This is a genomic window from Photobacterium sp. CCB-ST2H9 (assembly GCF_023151555.2).
In the GTDB taxonomy this organism is placed as follows: domain Bacteria; phylum Pseudomonadota; class Gammaproteobacteria; order Enterobacterales; family Vibrionaceae; genus Photobacterium.
In genome coordinates, this window is record NZ_CP100426.1 from 58,091 (window position 1) to 70,980 (window position 12,890).

Below are 12,890 nucleotides of genomic sequence, written 5' to 3' on the forward strand. Positions count from 1 at the left end.
TGAATGACTTGCGGGGCGTGTTTGCTGTTGGGTGGGCCTTTATTCCATTACGGTTTCCGTTCCCGCTTTCTCGGTCTGCGGTTGTTTTTTCGGGGTGCGGAGCAGAAACACCAGCGGCACGGCAGCCAGAGTGACCCACATCATCAGCCGGAAATCCTGCAAGTAAGCCAGTAACGCTGCCTGCTTCGTCACTTCACCATTGATGGACATCAGTCCCTGTGGTGTCGACAGATTGTATATCCCGGCATCAACGGCCTGATTCAGGGCAAAGTTGAATGGTGTGATGTAATCGGCGAAGGCGGCATGATTGGCTTGTGTCTGCTGGGACAGGTAAGTGATCACCACCGAGATGCCAATACTACTGCCGATATTTCGCATTAGGCTGAAGAGGGCGGTCCCCTCACTACGGTATTTGGGCGCCAATGTTGCAAAAGTAATGGTCGAGAGAGGCACGAAAATAAAGCCCAGCCCCAGCCCCTGAATCACACCTGTGCGGACAATGTCCCAGCCACTGATATTGAGATCAAACAGCGTGGTTTCCCACAGCGACAGGGTGGTCAGCATCAGGCCAAGGAAAATTTTGTACCTGGGATCAACCCTGCCGGCAAGCTTGCCGACCGTGATCATCGCAATCATGGTGCCGACACCGCGCGGGGCCAGCAGATAGCCGACATCCAGGACCGGATAACCCAGTAAACTCTGCATGAAAGGCGGTAGCAGGGCCATGGTCGCAAGCAGAATGATGCCGATGATAAAGATAAACAGCAGGCCAATCCGGAAGTTACTGTCGCTGAATAATCCCGGTTCGATAAAGGGCGCTTTATGGGTGAACATATGCGCGATGAACAGGTAGAAACAGCTTCCGGTCAGAATAGCTTCGATGATCACTTCCGGGCTGTCGAACCAGCCCTGTGATTCACCGCGGTCGAGCATCATCTGTAAGGCACCAATCGCCAGACTGAGAATGGCGAAGCCGAACAGGTCAAATTTCCGGGATTTGTCGATAGCCGTTTCTTTCACGTAAGCGGCAATTCCGAACCAGGCCAGCAGACCAAAGGGCAGGTTGATGTAAAACACCCAGCGCCAGTTGTAGTATTCGGTCAGCCAGCCTCCCAGCGACGGGCCGAGGATCGGCCCCACCATGACGCCAACGCCCCACATGGCCATTGCTGAACCATGCTGTTCGGTCGGATACGTATCCAGCAACACAGCTTGCGACAATGGGACCAGGCTGGCCCCGAACACGCCCTGGAGCAGACGGAACAGCACCAGTTGCTCCAGCGACTGTGCGGCACCGCAGAGCATTGAGCTGATGGTAAAACCGACGACCGACCACAGAAAAATACGCTTCTGACCCAGCTGGGCGCTCAGAAAACCGGTTAATGGCATACAGATGGCGGCAGCCACAATGTAGGAGGTCAGGACCCAGGAGATTTGATCCTGCGTTGCCCCCATTGCCCCCTGCATGTGCGGTAGGGCAACGTTGGCAATTGTGGTATCCAGCGCCTGCATAATGGTTGCCAGCATCACTGCAAGGGTGATGAACCCCCGGTTGGCAGGCTCAGCAGATGCTGTCTGGATGTGCTGACTCATAGAGACAGTCCGAGGAATTTACGGTGGTACTCGGTATCAATTTCAACCACTGTGCTCAGACCGGCACGCAGTGCAGGGGTGTCTGCATCCGGCGTGATGGAAATACGCACCGGAACGCGCTGGGCGATCTTGACCCAGTTCCCCGTCGCATTCTGTGCCGGGATCACCGAGAACTCTGCGCCAGTGGCCGGGCTGAGGCTGTCGACGGTACCGGTCCAGCGGGTGTCCGGGTAGGTATCTACATGGATGGTGACTTGCTGACCGGGTCTGACATGTGTCAGATCGGTTTCTGTAAAGTTGGCTTCAATCCAGGGAGAAGTACTGGCAACCAGCGACATGACGGTAACGCCAGGGTTCAGGTATTGCCCCGGTTTCGGCGGCTGGCCGACAATTCCGTCAACTGAAGCTTTGACCGTTGTACGCGCCAGATCCAGTGTGGCACGGTTTAACTGGGCGAGGGCTGCCATGTATTTCGGATGAGACTCGATCGGCGTCTCGAGACTGCCGCCCATGGTCTCTGCAATGCGCTTCAGATCCAGTGACAGGGTATTGATTTCCTGATTCGCGAGGTCAACTGACTGTTGTGCCAGATCGAAGTTGGACGTCGAAACATAGTTTTTCACCGCCAGATTTTTCTGCCGCTTCAGTTCTTTTTCAGCAAAAGCCAGCTTGGTTCGGGCCAGAGCAATTTCTGCCTGCTTTTCTTTGTAGCTGGCTTTCAGAGCAGCCAGATCCGTTCGGACCTGTGCCAGATCCGCCTTAGCTTTCGCGACCGACACTTCAAATGAAGCCGGATCAATGCGAAAAAGCGGCTGACCGGCAGTAACCGACTGGTTTTCTCTGACCAGGACCTGCAGCACCGGACCGGACACTTCAGCGCTCACCGGCACTTTGTCGGCTTTGACATAGGCATTATCGGTTTCGACATACCGGCCACCTTTCAGATAGAGAACACTGCCGCCGAGCAATGCAATGGCAGGTACAACAACAAGCAGCAGAAAGCGTTTTTTAGAACGTTTGGGTGGCGGGCTGAGTTGTTCTGTTTGGGAAATGTTGCTCATGGAAGTCTCCAACTTTCGGTCAATAGCGGCTGGTTACAGCGAGGTCATGTTATCGCGCATTTTCTGCAGGGCGGTCGCTACGGTGGTTATCTCACTCTCGGATAGCCCGGCCAGCGCATCCTTCTGAATGCTCTGAATCACGCGGAGGATTTCATCAAGAATTGGTTGTGCCGTCGGTGACGGATACAGTTGGTAGGCCCGACGATCTTTGGGATCCTGACGGCGCTCCACCAGCGAGGCATCGACCAGCAGATCAATCAGCCGGACCAGTGAGATGGGTTTGATCTCCAGCATGTCTGCCAGCTCAACCTGCCGAATGCCCTGAAACCGGGCGATATAGTAAAGCGCCCGGGCCTGAACCATTGTTAATGCTTGATCTTTAAAACGCTTTTTAAAGAGTTTCCGCATCAGACGGGTCAGATCGGTCATGACAAAACCAAGGGTATTCGGGTTCATCCGCTCAGCCTCAAATAGTAAGTATTGCGTATTATGTGTAAATATTACTAAATGTTTCAATCCGTGAGCAGAAAATTGATCCGTCAGGGGATGGCTCTGGGGAAGTCTGTCCCGGGTATAACAGGGCTGAAAATGCACACAGTGATTCTGCATGCCAATCACAGGTATGACCTTGATTCGTGTGGTTAAGATGTTGTGATCAGCGGCGACGAAGAATCAGACTGCCGGTCGGAGCATGCGGCGCCAGAAACCAGGGGTGGGGGGTAACATCCATGCCGATCCGGCTCTCGTACTGAGCTTCCGCGTCCAGCAACGGGGTGTAGTCCCTCATGGCTTTTGAACTGGTATAAACCAGCAGATAGCGGACGGGCGTGCTGTAGCGCGATAACGGAATTTCCAGTTCCAGCCTGTCAGGTTCCTCTACGCTGAAAGGCTGATAGCGGTATGCGGTCAGACTGTCAATCAGCAGAAAATCTTCAGAATAAAGCTGTACCTGAGGTGGAAAGACCGTCTGGCTGACCAGGCTGGTGAGAAGAAGGTCCTGTCGGCTGATGGCCGGACTCAATTTGATAAGCTTGGTAAAGCTGCGGCCGGAAGAAAGCTCAATAATGACATCTTCATGAGTCAGCCGGAAAAGAACGGGCAGCTCATCGCAACAGGGCAGGGACGGCAGATTTCGGACTTCCGTGAAATAACGTTTTGCTGTGGCCAGTTGGTCTCTGTCCTGGCGTGCCTGGGAAACGCTGATGTTAGTGACGCCGTTTACGGTGTCCGGAGAAAAGCTGTCCGTCAGCGAACAAGCTGACAAAGTCATTACCAGAAAGAGGTAAGAAAGGATTCGCATACCGCCTCAGGCTGATCTGGATTTATGTTTAAACATAGCAGTTGGCCTGAGGCTGAGCATAATTTGAGCGTTGAAGCTTAACGGGGAACGCCATCATTTCAGATGACATTCCAGAGGTTTTTGCAAGCTGTCGCCGGAGCCCGATGTTAAATCCTGAACGTTTGTTGGCAGCTCCTGCATTTGTAGAGGGCACGGCAGGTGAGCTTTCTCCAAAGCGTTCGTTTTATCCGGTAAATTTGAGGATTGTCGCAGCACATGATTGGCTCTCATTTTTCTTTATTTTGATAATCAGCAGATTACAGCCAGACCTGTCGTGGATTTGTGACTTCGGTCACTATCAAAAAAGGGGTGACATAAAGCTGACTTTATCGTGACGTCATCTTGACGAATGGGTGCGGAATATTGCTTTTATTGTCAGTGGTTGTCTGAAAGTTGAGCGACCAACGGGAGTTGATACTCCCTTGGGCTACACATAGACAGGTTGAAAAGAAAGGAAAAATAGAAATTCAGAACCGTTTCAGACTTTGGTTTTTTTATGGCAGCTTTTGCATAAGTAGACCGCTTTGCAGGTAATCCGTTGCCAGATACCACGCTTTACCCTCATTAAATTCGGCTTATCGCAACACATGATTTAGTCCTTATTGTCGTGTTTTTTTGACGATATACGAATTGTAATGCAATTTGTTTACTAAATTAAAGTGATGTCTCTCGCAAAAGTCAGGGTAATGGCAAAAAAGTGTTACTAAAATCGTCGGAAATTAGCATTTTTATTCAGATGCTTACAAGGGGTTGTCAAAATATTGACTCAGTGATTGCATAAATAATCCGGGCTTTCTTCTGGCATTTTATCCTGGCGGTAGTTTTTTATTATCCCAAAGCGAGCCAGAGCCCCACACCCATCATGAGTGTGCCGGCAATTCGGTTCATGAAGCGAAGATTGTCTCCCCGGCTCAGGAACAGCCGTAAACTCCGACCGCCATTTGCATAGACCATCAGCGCGATGAACTCGGTCAGCAGGATGATACTCAGCAGACCGGCCATCTGAGGTGCAACAGGGAGTTCAATATTGATAAAAGGTGGCAGTAGAGAAATCATAAATGCCCAGCCTTTAGGATTTGCAATTGCAGTGATAAATCCCTGAGAGATGAGTTGTCCGCGCTGGGTTTCGGTTGGAGCATCCAGATTCATTGACATTTTTCCGCGATTCCGCCACATGCTGACACCCAGCCAGATCAGATAAGCGCCGCCAATCCACTTCAGCAGATGGAAAAGCTGCGGATAATTCAGCATCACTGTGGCGACACCCATAACGGCGGCAATGGCGACCAGTGCCACGCCCACCAGTTCGCCCAGCATCATCCAGAGTGTCCGTTTGACACCAATACTCATGCCCAGTGTCATTGCTAATGTCATACACATGCCGGGCGTAATGGAGACAAAGAAAAAAGTCGGTATAAATGCGCTGAGTAAGGTGAAATCTAACATATCGTCAAGTGGCCTCAAGATGCAGGGTTCAGAGCCCCGTTCGGGAAGAAACAGCGGTCTCCAACAAAGAAGATGATGTTGAAGTGGGTGATTCTTTTTCGTGAGCTGGTGATGAACCGAGCATATTGAGGTTATCCGGCTTTATCAATCAATTTGTAAACGATTCATTCGCTCATGCTATGAGAAGGCTGACTGGCAAGTCTTTGTAAAAGAAGCTCACTGGCGCTGACAGGATTGATTCCAGATATACCGGGACATCGTGCCCCGGTCCGCTGTGTGATGGAAATATTCAGATCTTTCAGAAACAACGTTCCAGGTGAGCGTCAAAACGTGTCAGGTCGTTTTCAATGTCCGGATTCTTCAGGACGTCGTAACAGACAAAGGTTTCCAGTGGCGTCATACCAAAGAAACGAAAACTCATATGAATCGGGAAAAACAGGTCATCGACACTTTTGCCCTGAAACAGATATTCATCCGGGTTGCCGAATGCTTCTGCAGGTGCATTGAAGGTCAGTGACAACATGTATTTTTTCCCCTGAACCGTGCCGCCAGTGCCGTAATTTTTCTTCGGATCCGCCGAGGAACGGCCGTCGCCGGTACAGAGTGAGCCGTCCATTCCGGCGGTATAGACTTCATCCATGTACTTTTTAAAGATCCACGGTACGCCCATCCAGAAGACTGGTGTTTGCAGAATGATGATGTCAGCCCATTTGTGGTTCTCAACTTCCTGTTGTACATCGTAATCATTTTCCATGGTCACGACGCGGGTCTGGTGGCCTTTTGCGGTGAGTAAAGTGGCAGCACGGTCCATCAGCGTCCGGTTCAGTCTTCCTTCTGAAAATGGATAGGCCTGATGGGCATTGATAATCAAAATATTGCTCATGTCACGTCTCCTGGCTTGTTCTCTGTAATCAGTGTGATTTGTGGTTTATTATGGTAACCATGAGACTTTAATCAACCAGTATACTTTTAGTAACCTTGTTGTTTCGGAGGCGTTTTCTATGGGAAGTTCAGTAAAAACAGATACTAAAGGCAGAAAAATTGTGCTCAACGAATGTAAGGAGCCCTGTTCTGTCGAGAAAGGGATGCGGCTGATCGGGGGGAAGTGGAAAGGCACAATTCTTTATCATCTGAAAGATGGACCTGTCCGGTTTAATGATCTGGCCCGGATGCTGGGCGGGGCGAGTAAGAAAATGATCGATCAGCGGTTAAAAGAACTCGAAAGTGAAGACATGGTGGTCCGCAAAGTGATCAGTGACCGGCCAATTGCTGTCAGTTACGAGCTGACCGAGTTTGGTCGTTCGGCTCTGGATATTCTTGAGCAGATCCGGCTTTGGTCTGAGAAATACAATGTTGGAGAGAAGGTAAAGGCGGTTGCGGTGAGTGCCTGACGGGACTTGCTGAGCAGCAGGGTAGGTCTTAAGAGGCCTGGCGAAAGACCTTGATAAATACTTATGGCGGCATAGATATTCAATAGATTGAATGGTTCGTGTGATTTTTAGACATTTACCGCAGGGGATGGTGAAAAAATTCATACTTTGATGACAAAGTGTTCACAATTTATATCACTGTTATTATATTGGTCTGACCGAGATGTAAACGGACTTATCACTGATGAAACTTTCCATTGCAAGGAAGCTTCGGGTCAGCTTCTTATTTTTGACTGCCTTGTTTCTTGCGGCAGCCATCCTGCTTTACCTTCAGATCACCAAGGTTGAAAACCATGCCAGCTCGCTGCTGAGTGTGGATTTACCGACGGTCGATGCCAGCCGCTCATTACAGCAAAATGCCGAATTTTCGTTATCCAGTTTGCGGGCGTATATGCTGGCAGCGGATGAAACAAGGCAGGCTAAATACCGGCAGCAGCTTGATGATGCTTTTGCCAAAGTCGATGAAGAACTGGTTCGATTGCAGAGCCATGTGTCACAGGCGCAGTTTGATCAGGTGAAAGCTGACTGGGATGCGCTCAAAACCAGCGAACTTGCCGTTGCTGAGCTCAGTCATCAGCCTGAAAACTTACCTGCGCACCATCAATTGCAATTTGAGGCTGCACCTTTGGCTGAAGTGGCGCTGGATCAACTTCAGGGGATGATTAACGAAGAAGAAAGCATCGCTGAAGGCGAAGCACGCAAGCGTCTGATGAAGCTGTTTACCGACGCTTATACTTCTCTGTCGAATGGCTTGGGTGAGTTGCGGGCATTCCTCATCAATGCAAATCAGGACAATCTGGACAAGTTCGAAGAATATATGCGTTCGCACAATCGCGCAGTTTCAGAAATTGAACGCAAAAAAGAAAGCCTGACAGAGAGTCAGCAAGGGCTGTGGTCGCTGTTTAAAGAAATGCAGGACTTATATTTGCCGATGGCGACAGATGTGGTGATGCAGCGGCAGGCGCAGGACTGGAATAAAGCCAATTATCTGATGGAAACTGAAACCCTGCTGGCGGTAGAACAGCTTGCACAGACAATTGAAGCGGTCGTGCGTGAGCAGCAGGCTGTTGCCGCACAAAGTGGAGAAGCCATCGGCAGCAGTGTCCAGAAAGTCGTAATGTTGCTGATCGCGATCAGTGTGATTGCCAGCTTGTGTTCTCTGGTGATCGGGACCTGGCTTGGCCGGGATATTGGGTCGCGGCTGGGCCGGGTGGTTGAGCGTGCAGAACAAATTTCCCACGGTGATTTTTCTTCCCGGGCCATGGAGAATAAGGGTTCGGATGAAATCGCAACCCTGATAGGTTCTGTGAACCGGATGTCTGTATCGCTGTCAGGGCTGGTGACCGGGGTCTCGGATAAAGCGCAGGCTGTGAATGCCAGCATGGATAAGCTGCTGGTGACAAATACGGATATAGCGGGCGAAGTGACTGATCAGGCATCGCGGATCAGCTCGGTCGCAACTGCCATTGAAGAGATGACGGCGACGGCCCATGAAACCGCTCAGAATACTCAGTCAGCGTCGGATGATCTGGCACATTCTGCTTCGTTGCTGGCCAACGGAGAAGCGGCATTGATGCGAAATCACCAGACAGTTTCTGAACTGAATACGCTGGTGGCGCAGGCTAGTGATATGGTGCTGCAGCTCAGCGCTGACAGTGACCGGATTGAGCATGTCACGGACGTGATCCAGAGCGTTGCGGAGCAGACAAACCTGCTGGCTCTGAATGCTGCCATTGAAGCTGCACGTGCCGGTGAACAGGGGCGCGGCTTTGCGGTGGTGGCAGACGAAGTGCGTTTGCTGGCACAGCGGACAACGGAGTCGACCACTGAAATCAATGCAATCGTGGATGCGATTCAGTCTTCAACTCAGCATGTTGTGAAAGTGATTGAGCAGAGTCAGTCTCTGGTCAAAGTCGGAACGGAACACACGGCAACCGCTAACGAGATGCTGAAAGATACGGTCCGGTATATGGAAGAGGTGTCGCAGAAGGTGAGTGATATCGCCGTCGCCACTGAGCAGCAGTCCAATGTGTCTCAGTCGGTGGCTGAGTTAGTCCACCAGCTGTCATCTTCTGCCGATGACGTGTCCGGTAACTGCAGTGTTGCAAATCAGACATCGCAGTCCATCAAATCTCAGGTTGAGGACCTGAATCAGGCCATGAAGAAATTTACGGTTTAAAAGATTGTGCTGCAGATGGACAAAGCCCGGCAAATGCCGGGTTTTGTGTGTTTGAAGGTAGCTGCTGCTCAGAGTTTTTTCATCCGTGAGACTTCGGTCGGCGCTGCCAGCCATTGTGTAAATTTTTGAGCGACAGCTTGTGTATGTGCTTCCTGATGATGGTTTTCCAGTGCGTTTTTACTGATCCATTCCTCGTAGAGATAAATATATCTTCCGCATTCAGACGTATGGATATCAAACCGGATACAGCCGGGTTCCTGACGTGTCGCATCCAGCATACCGAGGAGTGCTCGTTTGGCTGATTCAAAGAACGTTTCATGAGGGGTGATTTTTGCAAAGACAAATGTATTTTCTGTCGACATAGGCGCTCTGTTTTGGGTGATGAAAATGGGGCAAGCGCTGAAAATATCATGATAAAACTGAGAGTTTCAACCTGATGCTTATGCTCTCGCAACGGATTGAAGCCCTCATGGTTCACAGGAGCTGATGGTGGCAAGTTGTGTTTCAGACGGAATCTAAGACGAGCACACAAACCATGCGCTGGCGCTTGCTGTGATGTACGCTTCCTCGTGCCAATCCAGTGGCTCCAGGTAAGGGGCTGTACGGATATCGCCTTTGAATTTTTCTTTAATCAGCACTCTGACTTTTCCTTTGTCTGCCTTTTGTACGGTCCCCCGGTAGGTATAGCCCAGACTGTTTCTGTCTGGTTTTTCGTACAGACATACCCGTTCACCGATACTGGTATAAATATGTTCACTCTCTTCAGTCCAGGTCCCATTGGTGCCGGGTGCTTTGCGGGTATTGGTCAGGAGGACTGTTTCAGGAGGGAGATCAATCAGCTGACGATCGGTTGAAAAGGGCAGATAACCCAGTGCGATAGCAGACAGATACCATTCATTGTCAGGGGCGCCGTTATTTTCAATCACTTTCAGAGTAATGAAAGGGCCATCCAGACAGAGATCAGCCCATTGTTCCGTACTGCTGATGCTGGCGTAAAAGTAGGGGCGTTCATCTTTCGTGTTGGCATCGGCGACACACCAGGAGCCGGAGTCCAGATGAATCATCCGGCCGTGATTGGCGTTGCAGACCTGTTTGACCATGTTTTGATACTGGGCAATGTCTTCGTGGGCTTGTGCCGGTGTATTGCTGCAATAGCGATAGGTATATGAGTAGGCACTTTTCGGGTAATACATGCCTTTGTCGACGACTGCACCATTTTCACGGCTTTCACTCTCTGAGATAAAGTCCTGTGTGGTGCGATACATACTGTACTGGCTGCCAAAGCCCAGTGATGCGGGCAGGCTGCTGCAGCCTGAAAGGATAAGTGCGCAAGAGAATGTGCGGAGCACAAGAGAAAGATGCCTTTGCATGCCGTAACCCCTAATACACGAAACATATTCTTATTATGCTGTTTTCTAGTATAGGAAAGGTCAGGAATTTTTGAAGAATTACAGAGGGTAAGAAGTGGCACGGTCAGGGTCTGAGCCCGTGCCACATAGGCGGATTATTTTGTCAGTGCCTGATTCAGCCACTGGTCAAAGCGAGATTTCGGTAATGCGCCATTCAGGGTATCGACCAGTTGACCCTGTCTGAACACCATGATGGTCGGAATACTGCGGATACGGTACTGAACGGCCAGCTCTTGCTGCGCTTCCGTATCAATTCTGACGAAACGAACCTGATCTTTGCGTTCTGCGGCTACGTCTTCAAAGATTGGTGTGAATCCGACACATGGGTTACACCAGGGGGCCCAAAAATCAACGACTACAGGCTGCTCACTTTGCAGTAAAGCCTGGAAATTTTCTGAGGTTGCATCAACGGGTTTGCCGTCGAGCAGGGATTCTTTACAGTTTCCGCAGGTTGCTTTGTCATGAATGCGTTCAACCGGAAGACGGTTCAGTCCTTGGCAATGCGGGCATCGGGTCGTAATTGTTGACATTGTAAGTTTCCATTGTTTGCTGGGATAAACTCAATGTACTGATTTTAGGCGGTTCAGAAAAGAGGTATGCAACAATTTGTGCAATCGGGGAAATCAATGGATAAAGAAGGCGAACACAGGCTAATGCCTTTTCAGTACATTAGCCTTGATGAGTAAAGCTCAGGATAAATAACCTTTGTATATACCGGGCTTAGTGGAGCAGACCCAGCTCTTTTGCTTCTTCGATGGTTAGCCCGCATTCGCGGATGTCACGGAGCATTTCAATACGTCGGCGGGCAGCAGCTTGTTGTTGTTTGTTCCCTGTAGCTTTTGCCGGGGTCGCCGTTTCGTCTTGCTGATCCCACTTGGTAGTGGCATCAGCCATGTCAGAAAAATCAAGTGAGTTGATAGACACAATTACCTCCTAAAAGCACTATGCGTCGAGATCAAGCATATCTTTATCAGAGCTTTCTCCTCGCTTCAAAGCAGATAAATCGTGCTTTGTGAGCAAAAGCGTATTTGCGAGATGAAGTCGCCTGCAGGATAAAATACTGCTTTGACAGATGATCATTTCGGAGTATCTTCCGCAATTCGGGCCTGTGATTATCGTGCTGAATAAATCGTCGGCCTGAATCAAAAGAAGCCAGTGATGAAACTGGCTCCTCGGTGTCCTGAACCCTGCAATATCAGCGCAACTGCGCCATGACCGGCCGGATAGCGGCCAGAACATCCTGACCGAAAGCCAGGCTGCGTTCCGGTGACCAGCCATAGAAGGCGTCTGGTTGAAGGTTGTGATCCTTGAACGGCATTTCCACCGTGAATGCCAGACAGTGAAATTGTTCCCCGACCCAGGCGGTTGCCATGCTCAGATTTGCCTGTCCCGGAGCATCCTTGTCATAACCATAGTCGTCCTGAAATTCCGGTGTAATGGTCAGCAGCGCTTGTTTGAAGTTGTTTTCCAGCCGGGCATGTCGTTCATCGTAAGACGGAATTCCTTCACAGCCTGCCACGAAGTTATACGGAATGGCTTCATCCCCGTGAATGTCCAGAAACAGATCAACCCCTGTCCGTAGCATCCGTTCGCGTACCAGGAAGACTTCCGGGCTTTGCTCCAGACTTGGCGACTGCCATTCCCGATTCAGGTTGATCCCAGCGGCATTGGTCCTCAGATGGCCGCGAATGCTGCCGTCCGGGTTCATGTTCGGCACGATGTAAAAGACGGCCTCATCAAGCAGGGCGCGCCCGACTGTATCGGTTTCGTCCAGCAGGCGTTGCAGCAGACCTTCCATGAACCATGACGCCATTGTCTCTCCCGGATGCTGGCGTCCAATGATCCAGATTTTCTTTTTTGAATCCGCAGGTTCGCCGATGGTCAGCAGGCTGATGTCGTTGCAGTCCAGAGTGCTGCCCAGAGTTTCCAGAGTGCAGTTGTAGTTCATCTGGGCCTGATGGAGCAGATCCTGGTGCCGATCACAGGAATAAGGCGCAAAGTACGCGAAATACATGGAGCACTGTTCAGGCATCACTTGAAAGCGCAGGGTATCGCCATCAAATTGGGCCGGCACACGAAACCATTCTTCCCGATCATATGACGCAACGACATCGTAGTCTTTCCAGCCTTCCGGATAGGCCGATTTTGCTAAATCCAGTAATGCAAAATTGTGTTCGACTTGTGCCTGCGTTTCCAGACGGAAGTAAAACCACTGGTAAAACTCCGACTGGTTATCTTTGTTGATCTGAAGCCGGATGTCATCCGGTTGTTCGGCCTTTACGATACGGATATTGCCGCTTTCGAAGTTACTGAAAATTTTCATCACACTGAACCTTATCGGGCAAACGGATAGCACAACTATAGCAAGTCTGTAGTCAGTCTCTCGCCAAGCCGTTAAGCTGTGCACACAGAGAGCAAGATGACAGGCGTGAG

14 protein-coding genes are annotated in these 12,890 nt (G+C 50.3%); 3 read left to right on the plus strand and 11 right to left on the minus strand.

The annotated features are described in order from the left end of the window. Nucleotides 1–39: 39 nt before the first annotated feature. From L4174_RS16820 to L4174_RS16835, 4 genes are all read right to left on the minus strand, one after another. Nucleotides 40–1,593 carry a DHA2 family efflux MFS transporter permease subunit gene (locus L4174_RS16820; protein ID WP_248142757.1) on the minus strand — a complete coding sequence of 518 codons (1,554 nt, stop codon included), beginning with the start codon at nt 1,591–1,593 and terminating at the stop codon, nt 40–42. Next, nucleotides 1,590–2,654 (minus strand): HlyD family secretion protein, encoded by a 1,065-nt coding sequence (locus L4174_RS16825; protein ID WP_248142756.1) that lies wholly within the window; start codon nt 2,652–2,654, stop codon nt 1,590–1,592. The genes L4174_RS16820 and L4174_RS16825 overlap by 4 nt, the downstream gene beginning before the upstream one ends. Nucleotides 2,655–2,687: 33 nt before the next feature. Continuing rightward, entirely contained in the window at nt 2,688–3,110 is a 423-nt protein-coding gene (locus tag L4174_RS16830; protein ID WP_248142755.1) for a MarR family winged helix-turn-helix transcriptional regulator, read from the minus strand. A gap of 199 nt (nt 3,111–3,309) precedes the next feature. After that, nucleotides 3,310–3,954 (minus strand): MalM family protein, encoded by a 645-nt coding sequence (locus L4174_RS16835; protein ID WP_248142754.1) that lies wholly within the window; start codon nt 3,952–3,954, stop codon nt 3,310–3,312. Between the two features lie 143 nt (nt 3,955–4,097). Between L4174_RS16835 and L4174_RS16840 the strand changes: the two genes are divergently transcribed. Then, nucleotides 4,098–4,328 carry a hypothetical protein gene (locus L4174_RS16840; RefSeq protein ID WP_248142753.1) on the plus strand — a complete coding sequence of 77 codons (231 nt, stop codon included), beginning with the start codon at nt 4,098–4,100 and terminating at the stop codon, nt 4,326–4,328. Between the two features lie 493 nt (nt 4,329–4,821). Here the strand turns inward: L4174_RS16840 and L4174_RS16845 are convergent, their stop codons facing one another. After that, nucleotides 4,822–5,439, minus strand: coding sequence for a LysE family translocator (locus tag L4174_RS16845; protein WP_248142752.1), 618 nt, complete (start codon nt 5,437–5,439; stop codon nt 4,822–4,824). 298 nt (nt 5,440–5,737) lie between these two features. After that, on the minus strand, nt 5,738–6,322 hold the full coding sequence (locus L4174_RS16850) for an NAD(P)H-dependent oxidoreductase (RefSeq protein WP_248142751.1): 585 nt from the start codon (nt 6,320–6,322) through the stop codon (nt 5,738–5,740). Between the two features lie 118 nt (nt 6,323–6,440). Here L4174_RS16850 and L4174_RS16855 point away from each other — a divergent pair, with 118 nt between their 5' ends. Together L4174_RS16855 and L4174_RS16860 are read left to right on the plus strand one after the other, a co-directional pair. Beyond that, nucleotides 6,441–6,830, plus strand: a complete 390-nt coding sequence (locus L4174_RS16855; RefSeq protein ID WP_248142750.1) for a helix-turn-helix domain-containing protein — start codon at nt 6,441–6,443, stop codon at nt 6,828–6,830. Between the two features lie 223 nt (nt 6,831–7,053). Then, a complete protein-coding gene (locus L4174_RS16860; RefSeq protein ID WP_248142749.1) occupies nt 7,054–9,048 on the plus strand; it encodes a methyl-accepting chemotaxis protein in 1,995 nt (664 codons plus the stop codon). A 68-nt stretch (nt 9,049–9,116) separates the two neighbouring features. Here the strand turns inward: L4174_RS16860 and L4174_RS16865 are convergent, their stop codons facing one another. From L4174_RS16865 to L4174_RS16885, 5 genes are all read right to left on the minus strand, one after another. Further along, entirely contained in the window at nt 9,117–9,410 is a 294-nt protein-coding gene (locus L4174_RS16865; protein WP_248142748.1) for a putative quinol monooxygenase, read from the minus strand. A gap of 153 nt (nt 9,411–9,563) precedes the next feature. Then, a complete protein-coding gene (locus tag L4174_RS16870; protein WP_248142747.1) occupies nt 9,564–10,418 on the minus strand; it encodes a hypothetical protein in 855 nt (284 codons plus the stop codon). A gap of 134 nt (nt 10,419–10,552) precedes the next feature. Further along, a complete protein-coding gene (trxC, locus tag L4174_RS16875) occupies nt 10,553–10,987 on the minus strand; it encodes a thioredoxin TrxC (protein ID WP_248142746.1) in 435 nt (144 codons plus the stop codon). Nucleotides 10,988–11,177: 190 nt separating this feature from the next. Then, entirely contained in the window at nt 11,178–11,381 is a 204-nt protein-coding gene (locus L4174_RS16880) for a hypothetical protein (RefSeq protein WP_248142745.1), read from the minus strand. Nucleotides 11,382–11,652: 271 nt separating this feature from the next. After that, nucleotides 11,653–12,780 carry a M14-type cytosolic carboxypeptidase gene (locus L4174_RS16885; RefSeq protein WP_248142744.1) on the minus strand — a complete coding sequence of 376 codons (1,128 nt, stop codon included), beginning with the start codon at nt 12,778–12,780 and terminating at the stop codon, nt 11,653–11,655. Between the last annotated feature and the right edge of the window lie 110 nt (nt 12,781–12,890).

Coding starts and splice junctions, on each gene's coding strand:
- L4174_RS16820 (WP_248142757.1), bottom strand. CDS start 1,593: ATGAGTCAGCACATCCAGACAGCATCTGCTGAGCCTGCCAACCGGGGG.
- L4174_RS16825 (WP_248142756.1), bottom strand. CDS start 2,654: ATGAGCAACATTTCCCAAACAGAACAACTCAGCCCGCCACCCAAACGT.
- L4174_RS16830 (WP_248142755.1), bottom strand. CDS start 3,110: ATGAACCCGAATACCCTTGGTTTTGTCATGACCGATCTGACCCGTCTG.
- L4174_RS16835 (WP_248142754.1), bottom strand. CDS start 3,954: ATGCGAATCCTTTCTTACCTCTTTCTGGTAATGACTTTGTCAGCTTGT.
- L4174_RS16840 (WP_248142753.1), top strand. CDS start 4,098: ATGTTAAATCCTGAACGTTTGTTGGCAGCTCCTGCATTTGTAGAGGGC.
- L4174_RS16845 (WP_248142752.1), bottom strand. CDS start 5,439: ATGTTAGATTTCACCTTACTCAGCGCATTTATACCGACTTTTTTCTTT.
- L4174_RS16850 (WP_248142751.1), bottom strand. CDS start 6,322: ATGAGCAATATTTTGATTATCAATGCCCATCAGGCCTATCCATTTTCA.
- L4174_RS16855 (WP_248142750.1), top strand. CDS start 6,441: ATGGGAAGTTCAGTAAAAACAGATACTAAAGGCAGAAAAATTGTGCTC.
- L4174_RS16860 (WP_248142749.1), top strand. CDS start 7,054: ATGAAACTTTCCATTGCAAGGAAGCTTCGGGTCAGCTTCTTATTTTTG.
- L4174_RS16865 (WP_248142748.1), bottom strand. CDS start 9,410: ATGTCGACAGAAAATACATTTGTCTTTGCAAAAATCACCCCTCATGAA.
- L4174_RS16870 (WP_248142747.1), bottom strand. CDS start 10,418: ATGCAAAGGCATCTTTCTCTTGTGCTCCGCACATTCTCTTGCGCACTT.
- trxC (WP_248142746.1), bottom strand. CDS start 10,987: ATGTCAACAATTACGACCCGATGCCCGCATTGCCAAGGACTGAACCGT.
- L4174_RS16885 (WP_248142744.1), bottom strand. CDS start 12,780: ATGAAAATTTTCAGTAACTTCGAAAGCGGCAATATCCGTATCGTAAAG.